General features: G+C 45.0%; 11 protein-coding genes and 2 pseudogenes. 2 read left to right on the top strand and 11 right to left on the bottom strand.

What is annotated here, in order from left to right; translation table 11 throughout:
- Positions 1–260: 260 nt before the first annotated feature.
- The 7 genes and pseudogenes from LLY41_RS21370 to LLY41_RS21400 all read right to left on the bottom strand — a co-directional run bounded on the left by LLY41_RS21370 (position 261) and on the right by LLY41_RS21400 (position 10,089).
- Positions 261–1,430: a CamS family sex pheromone protein gene (locus LLY41_RS21370; protein ID WP_304586551.1), complete on the bottom strand. Its 1,170-nt coding sequence runs from the start codon at positions 1,428–1,430 to the stop codon at positions 261–263.
- 15 nt (positions 1,431–1,445) lie between these two features.
- Entirely contained in the window at positions 1,446–3,452 is a 2,007-nt protein-coding gene (gene ligA, locus LLY41_RS21375) for an NAD-dependent DNA ligase LigA (protein ID WP_304586552.1), read from the bottom strand.
- Positions 3,453–3,493: 41 nt separating this feature from the next.
- Positions 3,494–5,725, bottom strand: a complete 2,232-nt coding sequence (gene pcrA / locus LLY41_RS21380; RefSeq protein ID WP_304586553.1) for a DNA helicase PcrA — start codon at positions 5,723–5,725, stop codon at positions 3,494–3,496.
- Between the two features lie 77 nt (positions 5,726–5,802).
- Positions 5,803–6,489, bottom strand: coding sequence for a heptaprenylglyceryl phosphate synthase (locus LLY41_RS21385; RefSeq protein WP_304586554.1), 687 nt, complete (start codon positions 6,487–6,489; stop codon positions 5,803–5,805).
- 160 nt (positions 6,490–6,649) lie between these two features.
- Positions 6,650–6,958: a YerC/YecD family TrpR-related protein gene (locus LLY41_RS21390; RefSeq protein WP_035333268.1), complete on the bottom strand. Its 309-nt coding sequence runs from the start codon at positions 6,956–6,958 to the stop codon at positions 6,650–6,652.
- Positions 6,959–7,199: 241 nt separating this feature from the next.
- Positions 7,200–8,254 (bottom strand): annotated as a pseudogene (locus tag LLY41_RS21395) (DUF3048 domain-containing protein).
- A 93-nt stretch (positions 8,255–8,347) separates the two neighbouring features.
- Positions 8,348–10,089, bottom strand: a pseudogene (locus LLY41_RS21400) (adenine deaminase C-terminal domain-containing protein).
- A gap of 195 nt (positions 10,090–10,284) precedes the next feature.
- On the opposite strand from LLY41_RS21400, the gene LLY41_RS21405 reads away from it, so the two are divergent.
- Together LLY41_RS21405 and LLY41_RS22535 are read left to right on the top strand one after the other, a co-directional pair.
- The gene (locus tag LLY41_RS21405) at positions 10,285–10,578 is read left to right on the top strand and encodes a YgaP family membrane protein (RefSeq protein WP_304586555.1); all 294 of its coding nucleotides are present in this window, start codon (positions 10,285–10,287) and stop codon (positions 10,576–10,578) included.
- Positions 10,579–10,968: 390 nt separating this feature from the next.
- The gene (locus LLY41_RS22535) at positions 10,969–11,082 is read left to right on the top strand and encodes an EYxxD motif small membrane protein (RefSeq protein ID WP_323805933.1); all 114 of its coding nucleotides are present in this window, start codon (positions 10,969–10,971) and stop codon (positions 11,080–11,082) included.
- On the opposite strand, the gene purD is transcribed toward LLY41_RS22535, so the two are convergent.
- From purD to purM, 4 genes are all read right to left on the bottom strand, one after another.
- A complete protein-coding gene (purD, locus tag LLY41_RS21410; protein ID WP_304586556.1) occupies positions 11,060–12,328 on the bottom strand; it encodes a phosphoribosylamine--glycine ligase in 1,269 nt (422 codons plus the stop codon). The genes LLY41_RS22535 and purD overlap by 23 nt on opposite strands.
- Before the next feature lie 348 nt (positions 12,329–12,676).
- Positions 12,677–14,212 (bottom strand): bifunctional phosphoribosylaminoimidazolecarboxamide formyltransferase/IMP cyclohydrolase, encoded by a 1,536-nt coding sequence (purH, locus tag LLY41_RS21415; RefSeq protein WP_304586557.1) that lies wholly within the window; start codon positions 14,210–14,212, stop codon positions 12,677–12,679.
- Between the two features lie 34 nt (positions 14,213–14,246).
- Entirely contained in the window at positions 14,247–14,828 is a 582-nt protein-coding gene (purN, locus tag LLY41_RS21420) for a phosphoribosylglycinamide formyltransferase (protein ID WP_095245429.1), read from the bottom strand.
- Positions 14,829–14,841: 13 nt separating this feature from the next.
- Complete coding sequence (purM, locus tag LLY41_RS21425) at positions 14,842–15,867, bottom strand: phosphoribosylformylglycinamidine cyclo-ligase (RefSeq protein ID WP_304586558.1); 1,026 nt, start codon at positions 15,865–15,867, stop codon at positions 14,842–14,844.
- Between the last annotated feature and the right edge of the window lie 93 nt (positions 15,868–15,960).

Raw genomic sequence — 15,960 nt, forward strand, 5'->3', positions numbered from 1 at the left:
AACAAGGACTGCCATTCTCTTAAAACGTTTTCATCCAAAGACTATATTAACATGAAAATAACATTATCTTCAAACATTCTCCGCTGATGTTATATATTAACATCTAAAGAGCGAAATTGCGGCTTCTCTTAGAAGGATAAGGAGTTGAAGGCTTATGGTTCAGGGTTGGATAAAACTGTTATATATATTTTTTAGTACTGTTCTCTTAAAACACAAAAACCCAGAAGGTGCTTCTCATGCACTTCTGGGTACCTGGTTTTCTAATGATAGATATGGACAAAAGGTTCACTTTGGTCTGCTTTCCGGACTACAATCGCTTCCGGGCCGTTGACTGATGAGATGTTTACCTGGACTGAGATGTATTCAGGGAAGTGTTTGACAACAAGCCCTGTTACATATTGGGTAAACCCAATACCTTCTGCTTTCCCATAGAATTGGATTGGGATATCAATGTTGATTTCCTGCAATTGGTCCTGGGCATAGAAAGCCTTCCCGATAACTCCATTGAAGTTAGGGAAGTATGTTTCCACATCCTGTTTAAAGTTAAGAAAAGCGGTTAAATCATCACGATGATTTTTTTCGGCTGCGCTTGAAGGGAACAGAACATATTTCTCGCTGATCTTTTCCCATCCGCCCAGCTTATTGCTTCCTTTGTCTGCCTTAGCATATGCAAAAAAGCTTCCCGGCACAACCGAAGTCCTTGCCTGCTGTTCAAACAAAGCAATGGTTACCGGCACATCCTTCAGACCCTTGATTTGCCGTATTCTCTGAAGGACTTCTTCAGCCATCTTTTTGCCTTCCTGTTCAAGAACAGCCCGTTTAATATCTGTCTCAAAAGTAGCACCATATTGCTCCTTCTGATAATAATGAACAGAGTTCATGGCAAGACCTATCACAACTCCGCCAAGACCCACTTTTCCATCATCGTTTTTCAGCAGATAGTTGTGCTCAAGTATATGTGCCAGGTATATCGGGCTTTTTTCATTATTTTTATCAATATCTCCGCCATCGGCAATCATTGGATTTAAGCCAATGTTGTCTTCCGCTTTCAGCTCGCGTTCCTTCAGCTGATCGTCAGTGAATTTGCGGTTCAGCCACGCCTGAACTGTTCCTCTTTTTAAATACTGGCCTTCCTGGAATAAGTATTTATCCGGATCAAATGAGTTTTGTGCCACACGCATTAGTCCTGTCTCAAATTCATTAATATCATATTTAGTGCTGATATTATTGACCACAAGACCTCTGGACTCACTTGGTTCAAATGGCAGCAGCGTTCGATAATACTTGTCTGAAATTTTATAGTTCGGAATGATTGCCTTATCCTTTTCGTTCTTGTCTTCCTGAACAACTTCCTCCTGCTTATTAAAATTAGGCGCACAGCCAGCAAGAAGAAGGGTCAGGGATAAAGCAAGCATCATGAGTTTTTTCACGGAGCTTACACCCTCTTACTTATTTAATTCTTCAACCAGTCTCTCCTCGTTCCAAACCTCTACACCCAGCTCCTGGGCTTTCGTCAGTTTGGATCCGGCGTCTTCTCCGGCGATTACTACATCTGTTTTCTTGCTGACGCTTCCGGATACTTTGCCGCCAAGCGCCTCTATTTTATCTTTTGCTTCATTTCGGCTCATGATTTCAAGCTTTCCTGTCAGAACGACCGTTTTCCCTGCAAAAAAGCTATCTGAGCTTTCGGCTGAAACTGGCTTGGGACCATTATAAGCCATGTTGACTCCGGCTGCTTTCAGCTCGGCAATCAGTTCATGGGCTTCCTCTTGTTCAAAGAAGGAAACAATGGAGTCCGCCATTTTTTCACCAATTTCATTAATTGCTGTTAAATCATCCCGGGACGCTTTTTCAAGTGCCTCCATATGGCTAAACTCCTGGGCAAGCGTTTTGGCTGCCTTTGCTCCCACATGGCGAATACCCAGGCCAAATAACAATTTTTCAAGAGAATTCCCTTTGGAGGTTTGAATGGCCTGAAGAAGATTATTTACCGATTTTTCACCCATCCGTTCGAGCTGGATGAGCTGATCATAGGTTAATTTGTAGATATCTGCCACATCTTTAATCAGATTTTCGGCAAATAATTGGCTGATCACTTTTTCACCAAGACCATCAATGTTCATGGCGTTACGGGAAACAAAATGAATAAGGCCTTCTCTGATTTGTGCCGGGCACTTCGGATTGATGCAGCGCAAAGCCACTTCACCATCAAGACGGACCAGTTCGCTCTCACATTCCGGACAATGTGTCGGCATATTAAAATCCTGCTCCTCACCCGTTCTCCTGTCTGCCAGTACATTCACTACTTCGGGAATAATATCGCCCGCTTTTTTCACAACCACCTGATCGCCAATCTTAATATCTTTTTCGCGGATCAAATCTTCGTTATGAAGTGAGGCCCTCTGGACAGTCGTCCCGGCAACACGGACAGGCTCCAGAAGCGCAGTTGGGGTAACTACACCCGTGCGCCCCACACTTAATTCAATATCCCTGAGTGTAGTAACAACCTCTTCTGCAGGGAATTTATAAGCTATGGCCCAGCGCGGGCTTTTCGCAGTAGCTCCCAGCTGCTCCTGCTCCTCCAGTGAATCGACTTTGATTACAATACCATCAATGTCATAAGAAAGATCCGGACGTTTGCCGGTCCATCCCTGTACATATTCAATTACTTCCTCGATGCTTTCACATCTTTTGCGTTCTTTATTTGTTTTGAATCCGAGGCTATCCAGAAAATCCAGACCTTCACTGTGAGATTCAATCCCTGTATTCCCCGCATTCGCTATGCCATAGACAAAAATATCGAGATTGCGCTTTGCTGCTAGGCGCGGATCCAGCTGCCTTAAGGAGCCTGCGGCCGCATTCCTTGGATTAGCAAACGGCTCCTCCCCATTCTCTTCTTTTGCTTTATTCAGTTTCTCAAAAGAACGTCTTGGCATGAAGGCCTCACCGCGGACTTCCATCGTGACATTCTCTTTCAGCCGAAGTGGCATCGAACGGATAGTCTTTAGATTAGCAGTAATATTTTCGCCAATGGAGCCGTCACCGCGTGTGGCGCCGAGAATAAATAAACCATCCTCATAGCGCAGGGAGACAGCCAGCCCATCAATCTTCAATTCACACACATAAGAAACATTTTCTCCGGTACCCTGGCGGACACGGCGGTCAAAGTCTCTTAAATCCTGTTCGTTGAAGGCATTTCCCAAACTGAGCATCTGTGATTGATGCTCGACTTTTTCAAACATATCAAGGATTTCCCCTCCAACCCGCTGTGTGGGAGAGTCCTCTGTTTTCAGTTCAGGGAATTGTTCTTCAAGCTCAATCAGTTCCCTCATCAGCCTATCGTATTCAGCATCTGGAACAGACGGCTGATCAAGAACATAATACTCATAATTATACTGATTCAAAAGGTTGTGCAGATCTTTCACCTTTTTTTCTGCCAATTGAAGGTCCATACATTCAACCCTTTCTATAATCCAATGAAAATGCAGCGGGGTTATGCCTTTGTAATCGGTGCAAATTTGGCCAGCAGACGCTTAATGCCAACTGGTTTCGGGAACGCAATATCCAGCTCTGTTCCTTCGCCGGATCCTTTCACACTGACAACAGTACCTGTTCCCCATTTTCCGTGCTGAGCTTTGTCGCCGACCTTCCAGGCAATATCGTCACCGCCTGTGTTCGATGCAGATGGACGAATCACTGCTTTCCGCTGAGGCTGTGCTCCTCTTGAAGCAGACGGAGAGCCAAACGGTGATGATCCAAATGGAGACGGCTTTTTAGCAGGTTCAAGACCATCCAGCAAATCAGCAGGTATTTCTTTAATAAACCGGGATGGCGGATTCATGTTCGTGCGTCCAAATAAAGTACGCATTTGAGCATTCGTAATGAAAAGCTCCTCTTCTGCCCTGGTGATTCCCACATAAGCAAGGCGCCTCTCCTCTTCCATTTCAGACTCTTCCATTAGAGAACGGCTGTGCGGGAATACACCTTCCTCAAGGCCCAGTAAAAAGACAACAGGGAATTCAAGCCCTTTTGCTGAATGAAGTGTCATAAGAACAACAGATTCGGCTTTTTCACCATCATCGTCCAATTTATCAATGTCAGCTACAAGAGCCAAATCAGTCAAAAATGCGATAAGCGATTTGTCTTCGCTGGCTTCTTCAAAGTTTTTTGTAACAGACAGGAATTCATCAATGTTTTCCAGACGGCTCTGGGCTTCAATGGACTTCTCGGCAATCAGCATATCGCGATAGCCTGATTTTTCCAAAAGCCCTTCCACAAGTTCTGTCACAGACAGGTATTCCTGCATTTGTGTATAGTTTTTAACTAAATCCCTGAATTCAATGGCCCCTTTTGTAATTTTCGGGCTCAAGCCAATCAGTTCAATTGATTCAAGTGCTTCAAACATGCTCATTTCATGAAGCTGTGCAAAGTTGGCGATTTTATCAACCGAACCGGAGCCGATTCCGCGCTTCGGCACATTAATCACACGCTGAAGGCTGATATCATCATCCGGATTGGCAATCAGACGCAGATAAGCAAGGATGTCCTTGATTTCTTTGCGGTCATAGAACTTGATGCCTCCGACAATGGAATACTCTATGTTCGACTTTAACAGCACTTCCTCCATTACACGGGACTGTGCATTGGTCCGATACAAGATCGCGATATCCGAAGCGCTTCGCTTGCCGGTGCTAATGTATTCCTTGATTTTACCTGCAACAAACTGAGCTTCTCCCTGCTCGCTGTCAGCACGATAGTAGAAGATCTTATTGCCTTCTGCATTTTCGGTCCAGAGGTTTTTCGGCTTTCTGTTCAGGTTCTTGCTGATGACTTCGTTCGCAGCCAACAGGATTCTTTTCGTTGAACGGTAATTTTGTTCAAGCATGATGGTTTGTGCATTAGGATAATCCTTCTCAAAGGAAAGAATGTTGGCAATGTCCGCACCACGCCATTTATAAATGGACTGATCCGAATCACCGACTACACAAAGATTCTTAAATCGGCTTGCCATTAGCTTTACAAGCATATATTGGGCTCTGTTTGTATCCTGATACTCATCCACATGAATGTATTGGAATTTTCTCTGATAATATTCCAGCACTTCCGGAACCCGCTGGAACAGCTGAATCGTGATCATAATTAGATCATCGAAATCAAGCGCCTGGTTGCGTCTTAATCTCTTTTGGTATTCTGTATATACATCACTGGCAACTTGCTGAATATAATCTCCAGCTGTTTTCGCATACTCTTCAGGGGTAATCAATTCATTTTTTGCCGAACTGATCGATCCCAGGATTGCACGGGGATCAAATTTCTTGGGATCCAGGTTTTTATCCTTTAGGATCGATTTAATAACGGATTGCTGGTCCGTTGAATCCAGAATTGTGAAATTGCGGTTATAGCCAATCCGGTCAATATCTCTTCTCAAGATACGCACACACATCGAGTGGAACGTTGAAATCCAGATATTATCTGCTGCTCCGCCCATCATGTTATGGATACGGTCACGCATTTCACGGGCTGCTTTGTTTGTAAAAGTGATTGCCAGAATATTGTAGGGGTTCACACCCTTTTCTACCATTAAGTAAGCAATTCTGTGCGTAAGGACTCTTGTCTTTCCGCTTCCCGCTCCTGCCATTATAAGAAGTGGTCCGTCAGTTGCTTTTACCGCATTTTGCTGCTGCGGGTTAAGTCCGTTCAATAATTTATCTGTTAAAAATTGCATTCCTTCTCTTCACCACCATAGAAACATATGTTCTTATACTCTATTTTATCTTGTTTGCTGAGCATCAGCAACCTGAATTACGCACGAGCGGCTTCGACTGTGGCCAATGCAGCCTGCAAATCATCATAAATAACATTTCCGACCACAATGACGTCCGCATGCTCGGCCATTTCTTTTGCCTGTCCTGCACTCAGGATGCCTCCTCCGTAAAATAATACGGTATCTTCAAGCGTATTTTTCACCTCTGAGACCACTTCTGGATCTCCGTACTTTCCGCTGTATTCGAGATAGAAGATGGGCAGGCGGAACATTTTCTCGGCCATCATGGCATAGGCTCTTACCTCATCAAGAGATAAATCTGTACGTGAATTGGTGACTTGCGCGGCTTTACATTCTTCATTCAGAATGCAATAGCCCTGAACAAGGATTTCTTCCCAATTCATAATATCCCCATATTCTTTTACAGCTTCCTGATGAAGGCCTGTAACCCACTTTACATCCCGGCTGTTAAGGACTGTCGGGATAAAATACAGGTCAAAGCCCGGTGTAACTGAATCAATGGACGAAACCTCCAGCACACAGGGAACCGTGTATCTGCGGATGCGGGCCATTAAATCCAGCACCTTCTCCACTGTGATCCCGTCTGTGCCGCCCACAATAATCGCATCGGTCCCTGACTCGCAAATTTTCTCCAGGTCTTCATCTGATATATTTTTATCCGGATCGAGCTTGAATACATGGCTCCATTCGCGAACATCATACATGCAAAATTGCCTCCATTCTATCATTCCATTTCATCATTATATCATTTAAGATTGGGAATAAAAAATATAAGCAGGATGTAAGAATGGGGTGGAAAAATATTAATAGAAGACAAAGAAAAAACCGCGGGAACATCCCCATCGGTTTAAGCAAAACGAATATTTACGCTTTTTCAGCTTCTTCTTCTTTGATTCTTTCCAATGCCATTTCATAGGCATCATTTCCATAGTTGAGGCAGCGTTTTACACGTGAAATGGTTGCCGTGCTGGCACCTGTATCTGTTTCGATTTTATGGTAGGTTTTACCTTCGCGAAGCATGCGTGCCACTTCCAGGCGCTGTGCCAGGGATTGTATTTCGTTCACTGTACATAAGTCGTCAAAGAATCGGTAGCACTCCTCAAGGTCTTTTAAAGATAATACTGACTTAAATAACTGATCCAGTTCTTTGCCTCTTAGCTTATCAATTTGCATATATTTGCATACCCCTTTATTGTAATAGTTTTAAATTAAGGTTCTTGTTAAAAATTTTCCTGCATGAACTCTGCCCCGTTGATTTCCGCTGCGGACACTTGCTTTCCGCGGGAGGAATGAGAGCCTCCTCGGCTTCGCCTGTGGGGTCTCTCACTTTCCTCACTTCCCGCAGGAGTCAAGTGCCCTCCGCTCCAATCAACTCAGAGAATAGATTAAATTAGCGATTTTATAGTTACAGAATCTAATTTTTAGCTTCAAAGGAAACCGTTTGCTCAAGGCCCGGGTTTGATGGAACGATGTTGATCCATGTTTTCCCCGGAACCAGGCCAGTCTGCTGGCCGTTTAAGACAGGAAGAATTCGCCCGTCAATATTTTCCCACTGCACCTCTGTCACTTTTCCTTCTTGAAGGAGATATCCTTTTCCCCAGAAGTTAAGTTAATATCACGGCGGCCTGCGCTGTCAACCACTTGATGGTCTGCTTCTGCAATGAAAATGTTATCGAGTAATGCAGGTTCCCCGGATTTGTAGTCAGCTGTAAGCTCGCCATTGGAATATCTTTTGTATTTCTCAAGTCCTGCATCATATTCATAGATAACATTGAATAATTCATTGTCCAGGTAGGAGATCATGGCAGAGTCAGCTTTCTCTCCCTGAATGGCCTTTACCTCTTCCTTTGACAGGAACTTAAGAGATTTCGGTTCATCTTCCATTGCATAATTTTTTTCTTTTGCACCCTTCAGGACATTGTCAAAAGAAATATAGGAATTATGCGGAGCCTTTCTGAAGCTTTCCCTTTTAAACAGGGTACCGTCATACTGCATTCCGTTGAGGTTATCTACATACCCCTGATCCAGCAGCTCTTTGGCCTCCGGACTGTAGCCGTGGGCAATGTAGAGGCTGTCATAGCCTTTGGCCAGCTCAATATAATAATCCCTGGAACTTCTGACAGGCCCTATCATTTCGGGCCGCTCACTTTGAAAAATAGCAAGAAAACGAGTCACGTCCCCTTCTGCCAGCATTTCATAGACGACATCAGCCTGGTTAAGCCCTGATTGCGGACGGGCTTTCGGATGATTATTGATCATCACCGCTACAGCTCTTCCATTTACTTCGGTTTCCGATCCGGAGCCTGTGAGCGGATATTGAAATGGAAGTTCTTTTTCAGAGCTGACACCTTTTGTGGCTTCTTCCGCTTTTTCCGTCTCCTGCTTTGCCGGCTCCTCTGCTTTTTCTTTACTGCATCCAGAAACGAGAAGCATTGCCGCTGCTGATACAGCTATCCATCTTTTTAACATTTTCCACCCCGTGTGATTTTTGCTTTTGATGCGGATTCTATGTTAGCTCCCTTGAGCAGTTTTAATCTCTATCTATTATACCTCTTTCATATTTTAACGCATTATCGTTGGAAAGAGTACCGTTTTATTCATGACATCATACATTCCCTGCTGGGTAATCCTGATATAAGGCAGATGGGTTGAAGAGAAAAAGAGCAGCGTGTACATTGGATCTTCATGTCGATAACCTTGATCACGCAAATAATGCACAAGCTGTTTTTCTTCCTGTATTAATTCCTCCACATTTTTATGGGACATGATACCTTTTAAGCGGAGCTCCATCTCCTGGACAATCCTTCCCCCTTCAGATATGACAATGCCTCCGCCAATTTCTTTCAGCCGGTTAAAAGCATTCAGCATTTCCTGTTTGCTTTTGCCGATCAAGATGATGTCACCGGTATTGGAAAATGAACTTGCCATTCCATCCAGGCTCTTAGAGAAGCCTTTTAATATGGTATTGATGCGCCAGTTTCCATTCCGGTCAATAAGCATGAAGAAACATTCATCATGGTCTTTTCCCAGCTCTTCGGATGATACATCAATTGTGATGGAGTATGGCTTCGTAATAACAGCATTCTCAAGCTTTATCCCGAAAGGCATGGAGAATTGCATATCATCAGCTGTCAGCTCCCAATCAATAGCCAGCGGTTCAAAGCCGTATTCTTCCCATGCCACAGGCTTATAGGCATGCAGGTTCTCACCGTCTCTCTTCACCCATTCCCCTTTGGCAATAACAGAGATTGGAGTTGGTTCGTTTTCATCTTTGAGGAAATTGATATTGGCAACCCTCCCTGTCGCAATGGAGCCATGTAAATAATCGATTCCATAATGACGGGCCACATTAATGGTTGCCATATTATACGCATCAATAACCGGCACTCCTTTTTCTATGGCAATGCGGATCATATGGTCAATGATTCCCTGCTCATAAAAAGAAGAAAAGGAACCGTCTGTTGTTAAGACCATCCGATCATATTGATCAATACCCATTTCATTCATTTCCTCCAATAAAACCGGCAGATCCGGACGGATGGAAGAATATCTGAGAGATACGGTATATCCCTGTAAAAGGCGATTATAGACATCCTTTCCTGTCATTGACTCATGATCACAATCAGCACCAAGCAGCATAAGCTTTGCCAGCGTCTTTTCGGATGCCCCGGAAAATGGCCTTCAATCTTTTTCCTCATCCGCTTTGTTTCCTGAATCCAATGAAGCATCATATCATCGCCATCCAATAGCTTCGGCCAGCCTGTCAGCTCACCTCCCTGAAGCACCGCATCATGTTCTAGCCACGATTTAACGTTTCCATGGGAAAACACAGATTCTTCGCGCTGGATCTCTGTTTGAGCATCAAATCGGCACCACCAATAGGTTGTTGCAGGCATGTTTCTCATTTCCTTTAAAAAAGAAAACGCTTTCTTTTTATCCTGCTGTAAAGCAAGCACCATGTTGTCATTAATCAGGGTTGTTGTCCCAAACTGCGATGCATAGCTCGCCAGGGAATGGGGATTATATAATTGAAATGGATGGGCATGCGGCTCAATATATCCGGGTACGAGCGTAAGTCCTGTACAATCAATGACCTCGCACTGATCTGTTTTTTCCGGCAGCTTTTCGCCCACATAAACAATACGGTCGCCATAAATCCATACATTTGCTGTTATCCATTTGCGAAGCGCCTGATTCAGATAACGCGCGTCCTTAAGTAATATCGTCGGTGAAAGTTTTCCGTCCAATACGGAAACATGTTCACGCAAGTGCCTGTTTTTCCAACGGTAACGCTGTTCCAGCACTATACTCCCTCCCTTGTTGACATCTATATATAAAAGACTCTGTTTTTAGTATGAATACAATGAGTTAAATGGCTTTATATCAATAAAGAAAGCCCTTTCATTTGCTCTTGTTTTACTATAGTAACATATTTCACTGTTTAACGCATTAAAGAATCAGTAAAAGATTGTAAAAATTTCGTGAAAGTGGTGGGACCTATGCATGTAAAATCAAATATCGGCATTGTAAATGCCTTAATACGCATAACAGTCGGACTAACGGTACTGGCCTGGAGCACTTCAAAGCTTGTGAAGAGGCCTTGGAGGGACTCATATCTTGTGATGGCCATGCTTGGAGGCATGAAAGTGGCTGAGGGGATTGTCCGCTTTTGCCCATTGACAGCTCTTTTTGAAAGAGGCCAGGACATGGTTCAGGAAAAGAGAGGAAATCACAATAATAATAATAATAATAATGAGGCTGTTGAGGAGATTCTGCCTTATAATCCGTCTTAAGAAAAGCGGAAGCGCCTTGCCCACGAAGGAACGCAGACTAAGAACGCCACGTCCTGTGGCAACGTCTGCATGACCCCCATCCTGGGGGCCTCAAGCACAAGACGTTCCTCCCGGAAAGGCGTCCTTTGCCTTTTTGGGAGGAGTGTAGGAAATGTGGAGGCGACTGCCCAGGGACGACAGGCATAAGACGGTTCCTGTAAGAAGGCGTTTTTCCTTCTGAAAGGAAACGGCTTATGACCCCGAGTCCCTAGGAGCCGCAACTAGACAAGCTTGTGACCTCGAGGGGGTAGGCGCTGGAGCTAGACAGTTCTCGAAGTGCAAAGATATAATTCAATGTTTAAAAAATACAGCCCCTATTTGGGGGCTGTACTATAGAAAGGAGCTGACAATATGTTCTGGGAATACGTAATGGATATGACATTTGTGCTGACAGCCATAATCGGAAGCATTGTAGCACTTCTGTTTGTGTATATCCGGAAGACTAAGAAAGGACGTGCGCGATAGCTTTACCTGCAATATCCCTGCGGTAGAAGACACCTTCGCAGTGAAGGTTTTCCATTTCAGAGTATACTTTTTGCTGCGCTTCTTTCAGTGTAGACGCTCTAGCGCCTGCCAGCAGCACGCGGCCTCCATTTGTCACATACTCACCTGAGCTGTTTCGTTCAGTGCCGGCATGGAAGACAAAAACATCTTCAAGCGAATGCAGTCCATGCAGAACAGCTCCTTTTTCGTATGCTTCAGGGTAGCCCTTTGAAGCAGCAACCACTCCGACGATCGCTTCTTCACTCCACTCGATTTCAGGCTGCTCCCCATTCAGGACTGCCAGCATTACTTCCGCCAGATCCGAATTCATCCGCGGTAAAATCACCTGTGTTTCAGGATCTCCAAAGCGGGCATTAAATTCGATTACCTTCGGGCCTGCTACTGTTTTAATCAGGCCTGCATATAGGATTCCGGTGAAACTACGGCCTTCCTGAACCATTGCTTTTGCTGCCGGCTTCAAAACTTGTTCAACAGCCTCTGCAACTGTTTCATTACCAATATGCAGTACGGGTGAATAAGCACCCATTCCGCCTGTATTCGGTCCCTGATCTCCGTCAAAAGCACGCTTGTGATCCTGTGCAATTTCAAGAGGAACTACCGTTTCTCCGTTCACAAAGGCCATTAAAGAGAACTCTTCCCCTTCAAGGAATTCTTCAATTACCACTGTTGAAGAAGCGTGGCCAAACTTTTCATTTAATAATAGCTCCTCAATCCCTGATAATGCTTCCTGCATAGTCATGGCCACTATTACGCCTTTCCCTGCTGCAAGTCCATCTGCTTTCAGAACAATGGGAGCGCCCTTTGCTTCAATATAGGCTTTCGCTTCTTCATAGTTGCTGAATACTCCATATTCGGCAGTAGGGATAGCATATTTCTTCATAAGCTCTTTGGCAAAGGACTTGCTGCCTTCAATTTCAGCTGCAGCTTTTTTTGGTCCAAATACCCTTAACCCGGCTTCTTCAAATCGGTCTGCCAGCCCCTCCAGCAGCGGCACTTCCGGTCCGATTACAGTCAAGTCAATTTCATTTTCCCGAGCAAATTGCACAAGCTTTTCCTGATCGTTTTCCTGGATGGCAGCCAGCACTGCTGAATCTTCCATTCCCGGATTTCCCGGAGCCGCAAAAACCTGTTCAACTGAAGGGCTTTGATTCATCTTCCAGCAAATTGCATGTTCACGTCCGCCTCTTCCAATAACCAATACCTTCATTACGCCCACCTCCGTAAAATGTCAGCTTCCGTTTTTCGTATTGTTTAGCTACAGCGCCTAGGAGCTCGAGGTCATAAGCCAATCTGTCAAAAAGGTAAAGAGCCACCTTTCCAACAGCTCGTCTTATGCTTGAGGCTCCCAGGATGGGAGTCATGTAGACGTTGCCACAGGACGTGGCGCTCTTAGTCTGCGTTCCTCCTATCGAGGCGCTTCCGCTTTTCTTTTGTCCAGCTACAGCGCCTCAGGGGCTCGAGGTCATAAGCCAATCTGTCAAAAAGGTAAAGAGCCACCTTTCCGACAGCTCGTCTTATGCTTGTCGCCCCTGATCGAGGCGCTTCCGCTTTTCGTTTAATGTTTAAAGTGCCTTACGCCGGTAAAGACCATGGCAATTCCGTACTCGTCGGCCTTTTTGATGGAGTCTTCATCACGGATGGAGCCCCCCGGCTGGATGATGGCTGTGATGCCTGCTTTGGCTGCGACTTCAACGGTATCGTTCATTGGGAAAAAGGCATCCGATGCCATTACGGCTCCGTTTGCTTTTTCTCCTGCCTGTTCAAGCGCAATTTTGGCAGAGCCAACGCGGTTCATCTGCCCGGCACCAACTCCAAGTGTCATGTTTGCATCATTGACGACTATCGCATTGGATTTCACATGCTTGACGACTTTCCAGCCTAGCTTAAGTGCTTTCCACTCTTCTTCTGTCGGCTCCCTCTTTGTTGCTACTTTTACTTCGGCATCTTCAAGAGTGAATAGATCATATTCCTGCGTCAGCAAGCCGCCTTCAATAGCGGACAATCTCATCTCCGCTTTCTTTTTGCCTTCAAAAGGAATGGTCAGCAGGCGCAGATTCTTTTTCCCTTTTAAAATTTCAAGCGCTTCATCTGAGAAGGATGGCGCAATAATGATCTCAAGGAAGATCTCATAAAGCTTATTAGCTGTATCTGCATCTACTTCCCTGTTTAAGGCAATGATTCCGCCGAAAATTGAAACAGGGTCAGCTGCGAAAGCTTTTGAAAAAGCATCAAATACATTTTCTCCGGTCCCCACACCGCAAGGATTCATATGCTTAACAGCAACGGCTGCAGGCTCTGAGAATTCTTTTACAATTTGGAGAGCTGCATCTGCATCGTTGATATTGTTGTAGGATAATTCCTTGCCGTGGAGCTGTTCAGCGTTCGCAATCGAAAATTCAGAACCAAGCGGCTTACGGTAAAACGCAGCACTTTGATGCGGATTCTCCCCGTATCTCAATGTTTGCTTCAATTCATAAGTAACCGTTAATTTTTCAGGCGTTTCTTCATTTGCCAAATCTGTCATATATTCAGCGATCATCGCATCATAGGCAGCTGTGTGGCGGAATACCTTCGCAGCAAGCCTGCGGCGGGTTTCCTTTTGAACCTCTCCGGTTTCTTTCAGCTGTGAAAGAACTGTTTCATAATCGACAGGATCCACCACAACCGTTACATATTCATGGTTCTTGGCGGAAGCACGCAGCATGGACGGGCCGCCGATATCAATATTCTCTATCGCATCCTCTACTGTCACATCCGGTTTAGCTATGGTTTGCTGGAACGGATACAAATTCACGCACACAACCTGGATAGGCTGGATCCCATGCTCCTCAAGCTGCTGCTTGTGGGCTGGTTCGCCATGCTTAGCCAGCAGTCCGCCATGTATCATTGGATTTAATGTTTTCACACGTCCTTCCAGGATTTCCGGAAAGCCTGTCACATCGCTTACGCCGATAACAGGAACCCCACTCTCTTCAAGCGCTTTTTTGGTACCGCCTGTTGAAATAATTTCGAAACCCAGTTCGCTTAGCTGCCGGGCAAATTCTGTGATGCCATTTTTGTCGGAAACACTGATTAATGCACGTTTCTTCATGTTCGCTCCCCCTGACTCTGTTGAATGATATACTTTAACACTCTACCATTTTAGCATAGAAAAGATTTTGCAAAACCTGCGGATAAAGTTTGTGCTCGACTTCATGTATCTTCTTTTGAAGGCTTTCAAGCGTTTCACCAGCATTTATATCAACTGGCGCTTGAGCAATAATCGGCCCAGTATCCATACCTTCATCGACAAAATGAACCGTCACACCGCTTACCTTCACATTGGCAGATAACGCCTGGCCAATTGCATCCTTACCTGGAAAAGCGGGAAGAAGAGAAGGATGGATATTAATAATCCTGCCTTCAAACTCTTTCAAAAGCGTCGGGCCAATCAGTCTCATATAGCCTGCGAGAATAATATACTCGGCGCCGCTCTCCTGCAGCCTTTGCAAAATCGCTCTTTCATACTCTGCTTTGCCGGCATAGTCTTTAGCTGAAAAAACAAACTGCGGAACTTGTTCGTTTTGTGCACGTTCAATGCTGTATGCACCTGGCCGATCACAGACAAACAAGACAATCTCAGCCTGCAACTCACCTTTTTTTACAGCATCAGCAATGGCCTGAAAGTTCGTTCCGCTTCCGGAAGCAAACACTGCTATTTTTTTCATGACTTCCTCCAAGTTACAGAATTTCGATTCCTTCCTGACCCGTTACTGTCCCCATCAGATAGGCATTTTCGCCCATTTCATTAAAGTAGGCGATCAGTTCATCAGCAATTTCTTTATCTGCTGCAATCACCATGCCTGTTCCCATATTAAAAATGTTGTACATTTCTTTGCGTTCCAGTCCGCCGATCTTCTCCATCACCGTGAACACAGGCGGCACTTCCCAATTGCTTTCAGTAAGCTGGGCGCCAAGACCTTCAGGCAGCATGCGCGGGATATTTTCAATAAATCCGCCGCCTGTAATATGTGCCATACCCTTCAGCTTGAACTGCTTCATAGCTGACAGAAGCGGCTTTACGTAAATTTTTGTCGGGCGAAGCAGCTCTTCCCCTAAAGTGCAGCCTAATTCTTCTACATGCTCTGTTAAGGACATATTCGCTTTTTCAAAAAACAGCTTTCTGACAAGTGAGTAGCCATTGCTGTGAATCCCGCTGGAGGCAAGACCGATCAGCACATCTCCTGCCTTGATGTCCGCACCATTAATCAGGTTCGATTTTTCACAGGCACCGACAGCAAATCCGGCAAGGTCATATTCTTCCACACTGTACATGCCAGGCATTTCGGCTGTTTCACCGCCTACAAGTGCACATCCAGCCTGTTCGCAGCCATCCGCGATGCCTTTCACAATCGCTTCAATCCGTTCAGGCGCTGCTTTTCCGCAGGCGATATAATCTAAGAAATAAAGAGGCTCTGCTCCCTGTACGACAATATCATTTACGCACATGGCGACAGCATCAACCCCAATGGTGTCATGCTTATCCATCATAAAAGCGAGCATCAGCTTCGTGCCGACACCATCTGTACCTGAAACTAAAACCGGTTCCTTCAGGTTCAGTTCTGAAAGATCGAACATGCCGCCAAATCCGCCTAAACCGCCAAGTACACCAGGACGCATCGTCTTCTGTACGTGTTTTTTCATGCGGGAAACTGCTTCATAGCCAGCTTCAATATCAACTCCGGCCTGTTTATATGCATTTGCCATTCCTTTTCACCTCATGGTTGGAAAAATAAAGGCCGATTTTGTATTTTATCGGCCAACATTGTGCTTTTACCGGTCAAAATTGATGATTCACCG

Origin of the sequence: Cytobacillus firmus (assembly GCF_023612095.1) — a bacterium.
Lineage (GTDB): Bacteria > Bacillota > Bacilli > Bacillales > Cytobacillaceae > Cytobacillus.

Bases quoted from the DNA above. Each gene is read 5' to 3' on its own strand.
- ligA (WP_304586552.1), bottom strand. From the start codon at position 3,452: ATGGACCTTCAATTGGCAGAAAAAAAGGTGAAAGATCTGCACAACCTT.
- pcrA (WP_304586553.1), bottom strand. From the start codon at position 5,725: ATGCAATTTTTAACAGATAAATTATTGAACGGACTTAACCCGCAGCAG.
- LLY41_RS21385 (WP_304586554.1), bottom strand. From the start codon at position 6,489: ATGTATGATGTTCGCGAATGGAGCCATGTATTCAAGCTCGATCCGGAT.
- LLY41_RS21390 (WP_035333268.1), bottom strand. From the start codon at position 6,958: ATGCAAATTGATAAGCTAAGAGGCAAAGAACTGGATCAGTTATTTAAG.
- LLY41_RS21405 (WP_304586555.1), top strand. From the start codon at position 10,285: ATGCATGTAAAATCAAATATCGGCATTGTAAATGCCTTAATACGCATA.
- LLY41_RS22535 (WP_323805933.1), top strand. From the start codon at position 10,969: ATGTTCTGGGAATACGTAATGGATATGACATTTGTGCTGACAGCCATA.
- purD (WP_304586556.1), bottom strand. From the start codon at position 12,328: ATGAAGGTATTGGTTATTGGAAGAGGCGGACGTGAACATGCAATTTGC.
- purH (WP_304586557.1), bottom strand. From the start codon at position 14,212: ATGAAGAAACGTGCATTAATCAGTGTTTCCGACAAAAATGGCATCACA.
- purN (WP_095245429.1), bottom strand. From the start codon at position 14,828: ATGAAAAAAATAGCAGTGTTTGCTTCCGGAAGCGGAACGAACTTTCAG.
- purM (WP_304586558.1), bottom strand. From the start codon at position 15,867: ATGGCAAATGCATATAAACAGGCCGGAGTTGATATTGAAGCTGGCTAT.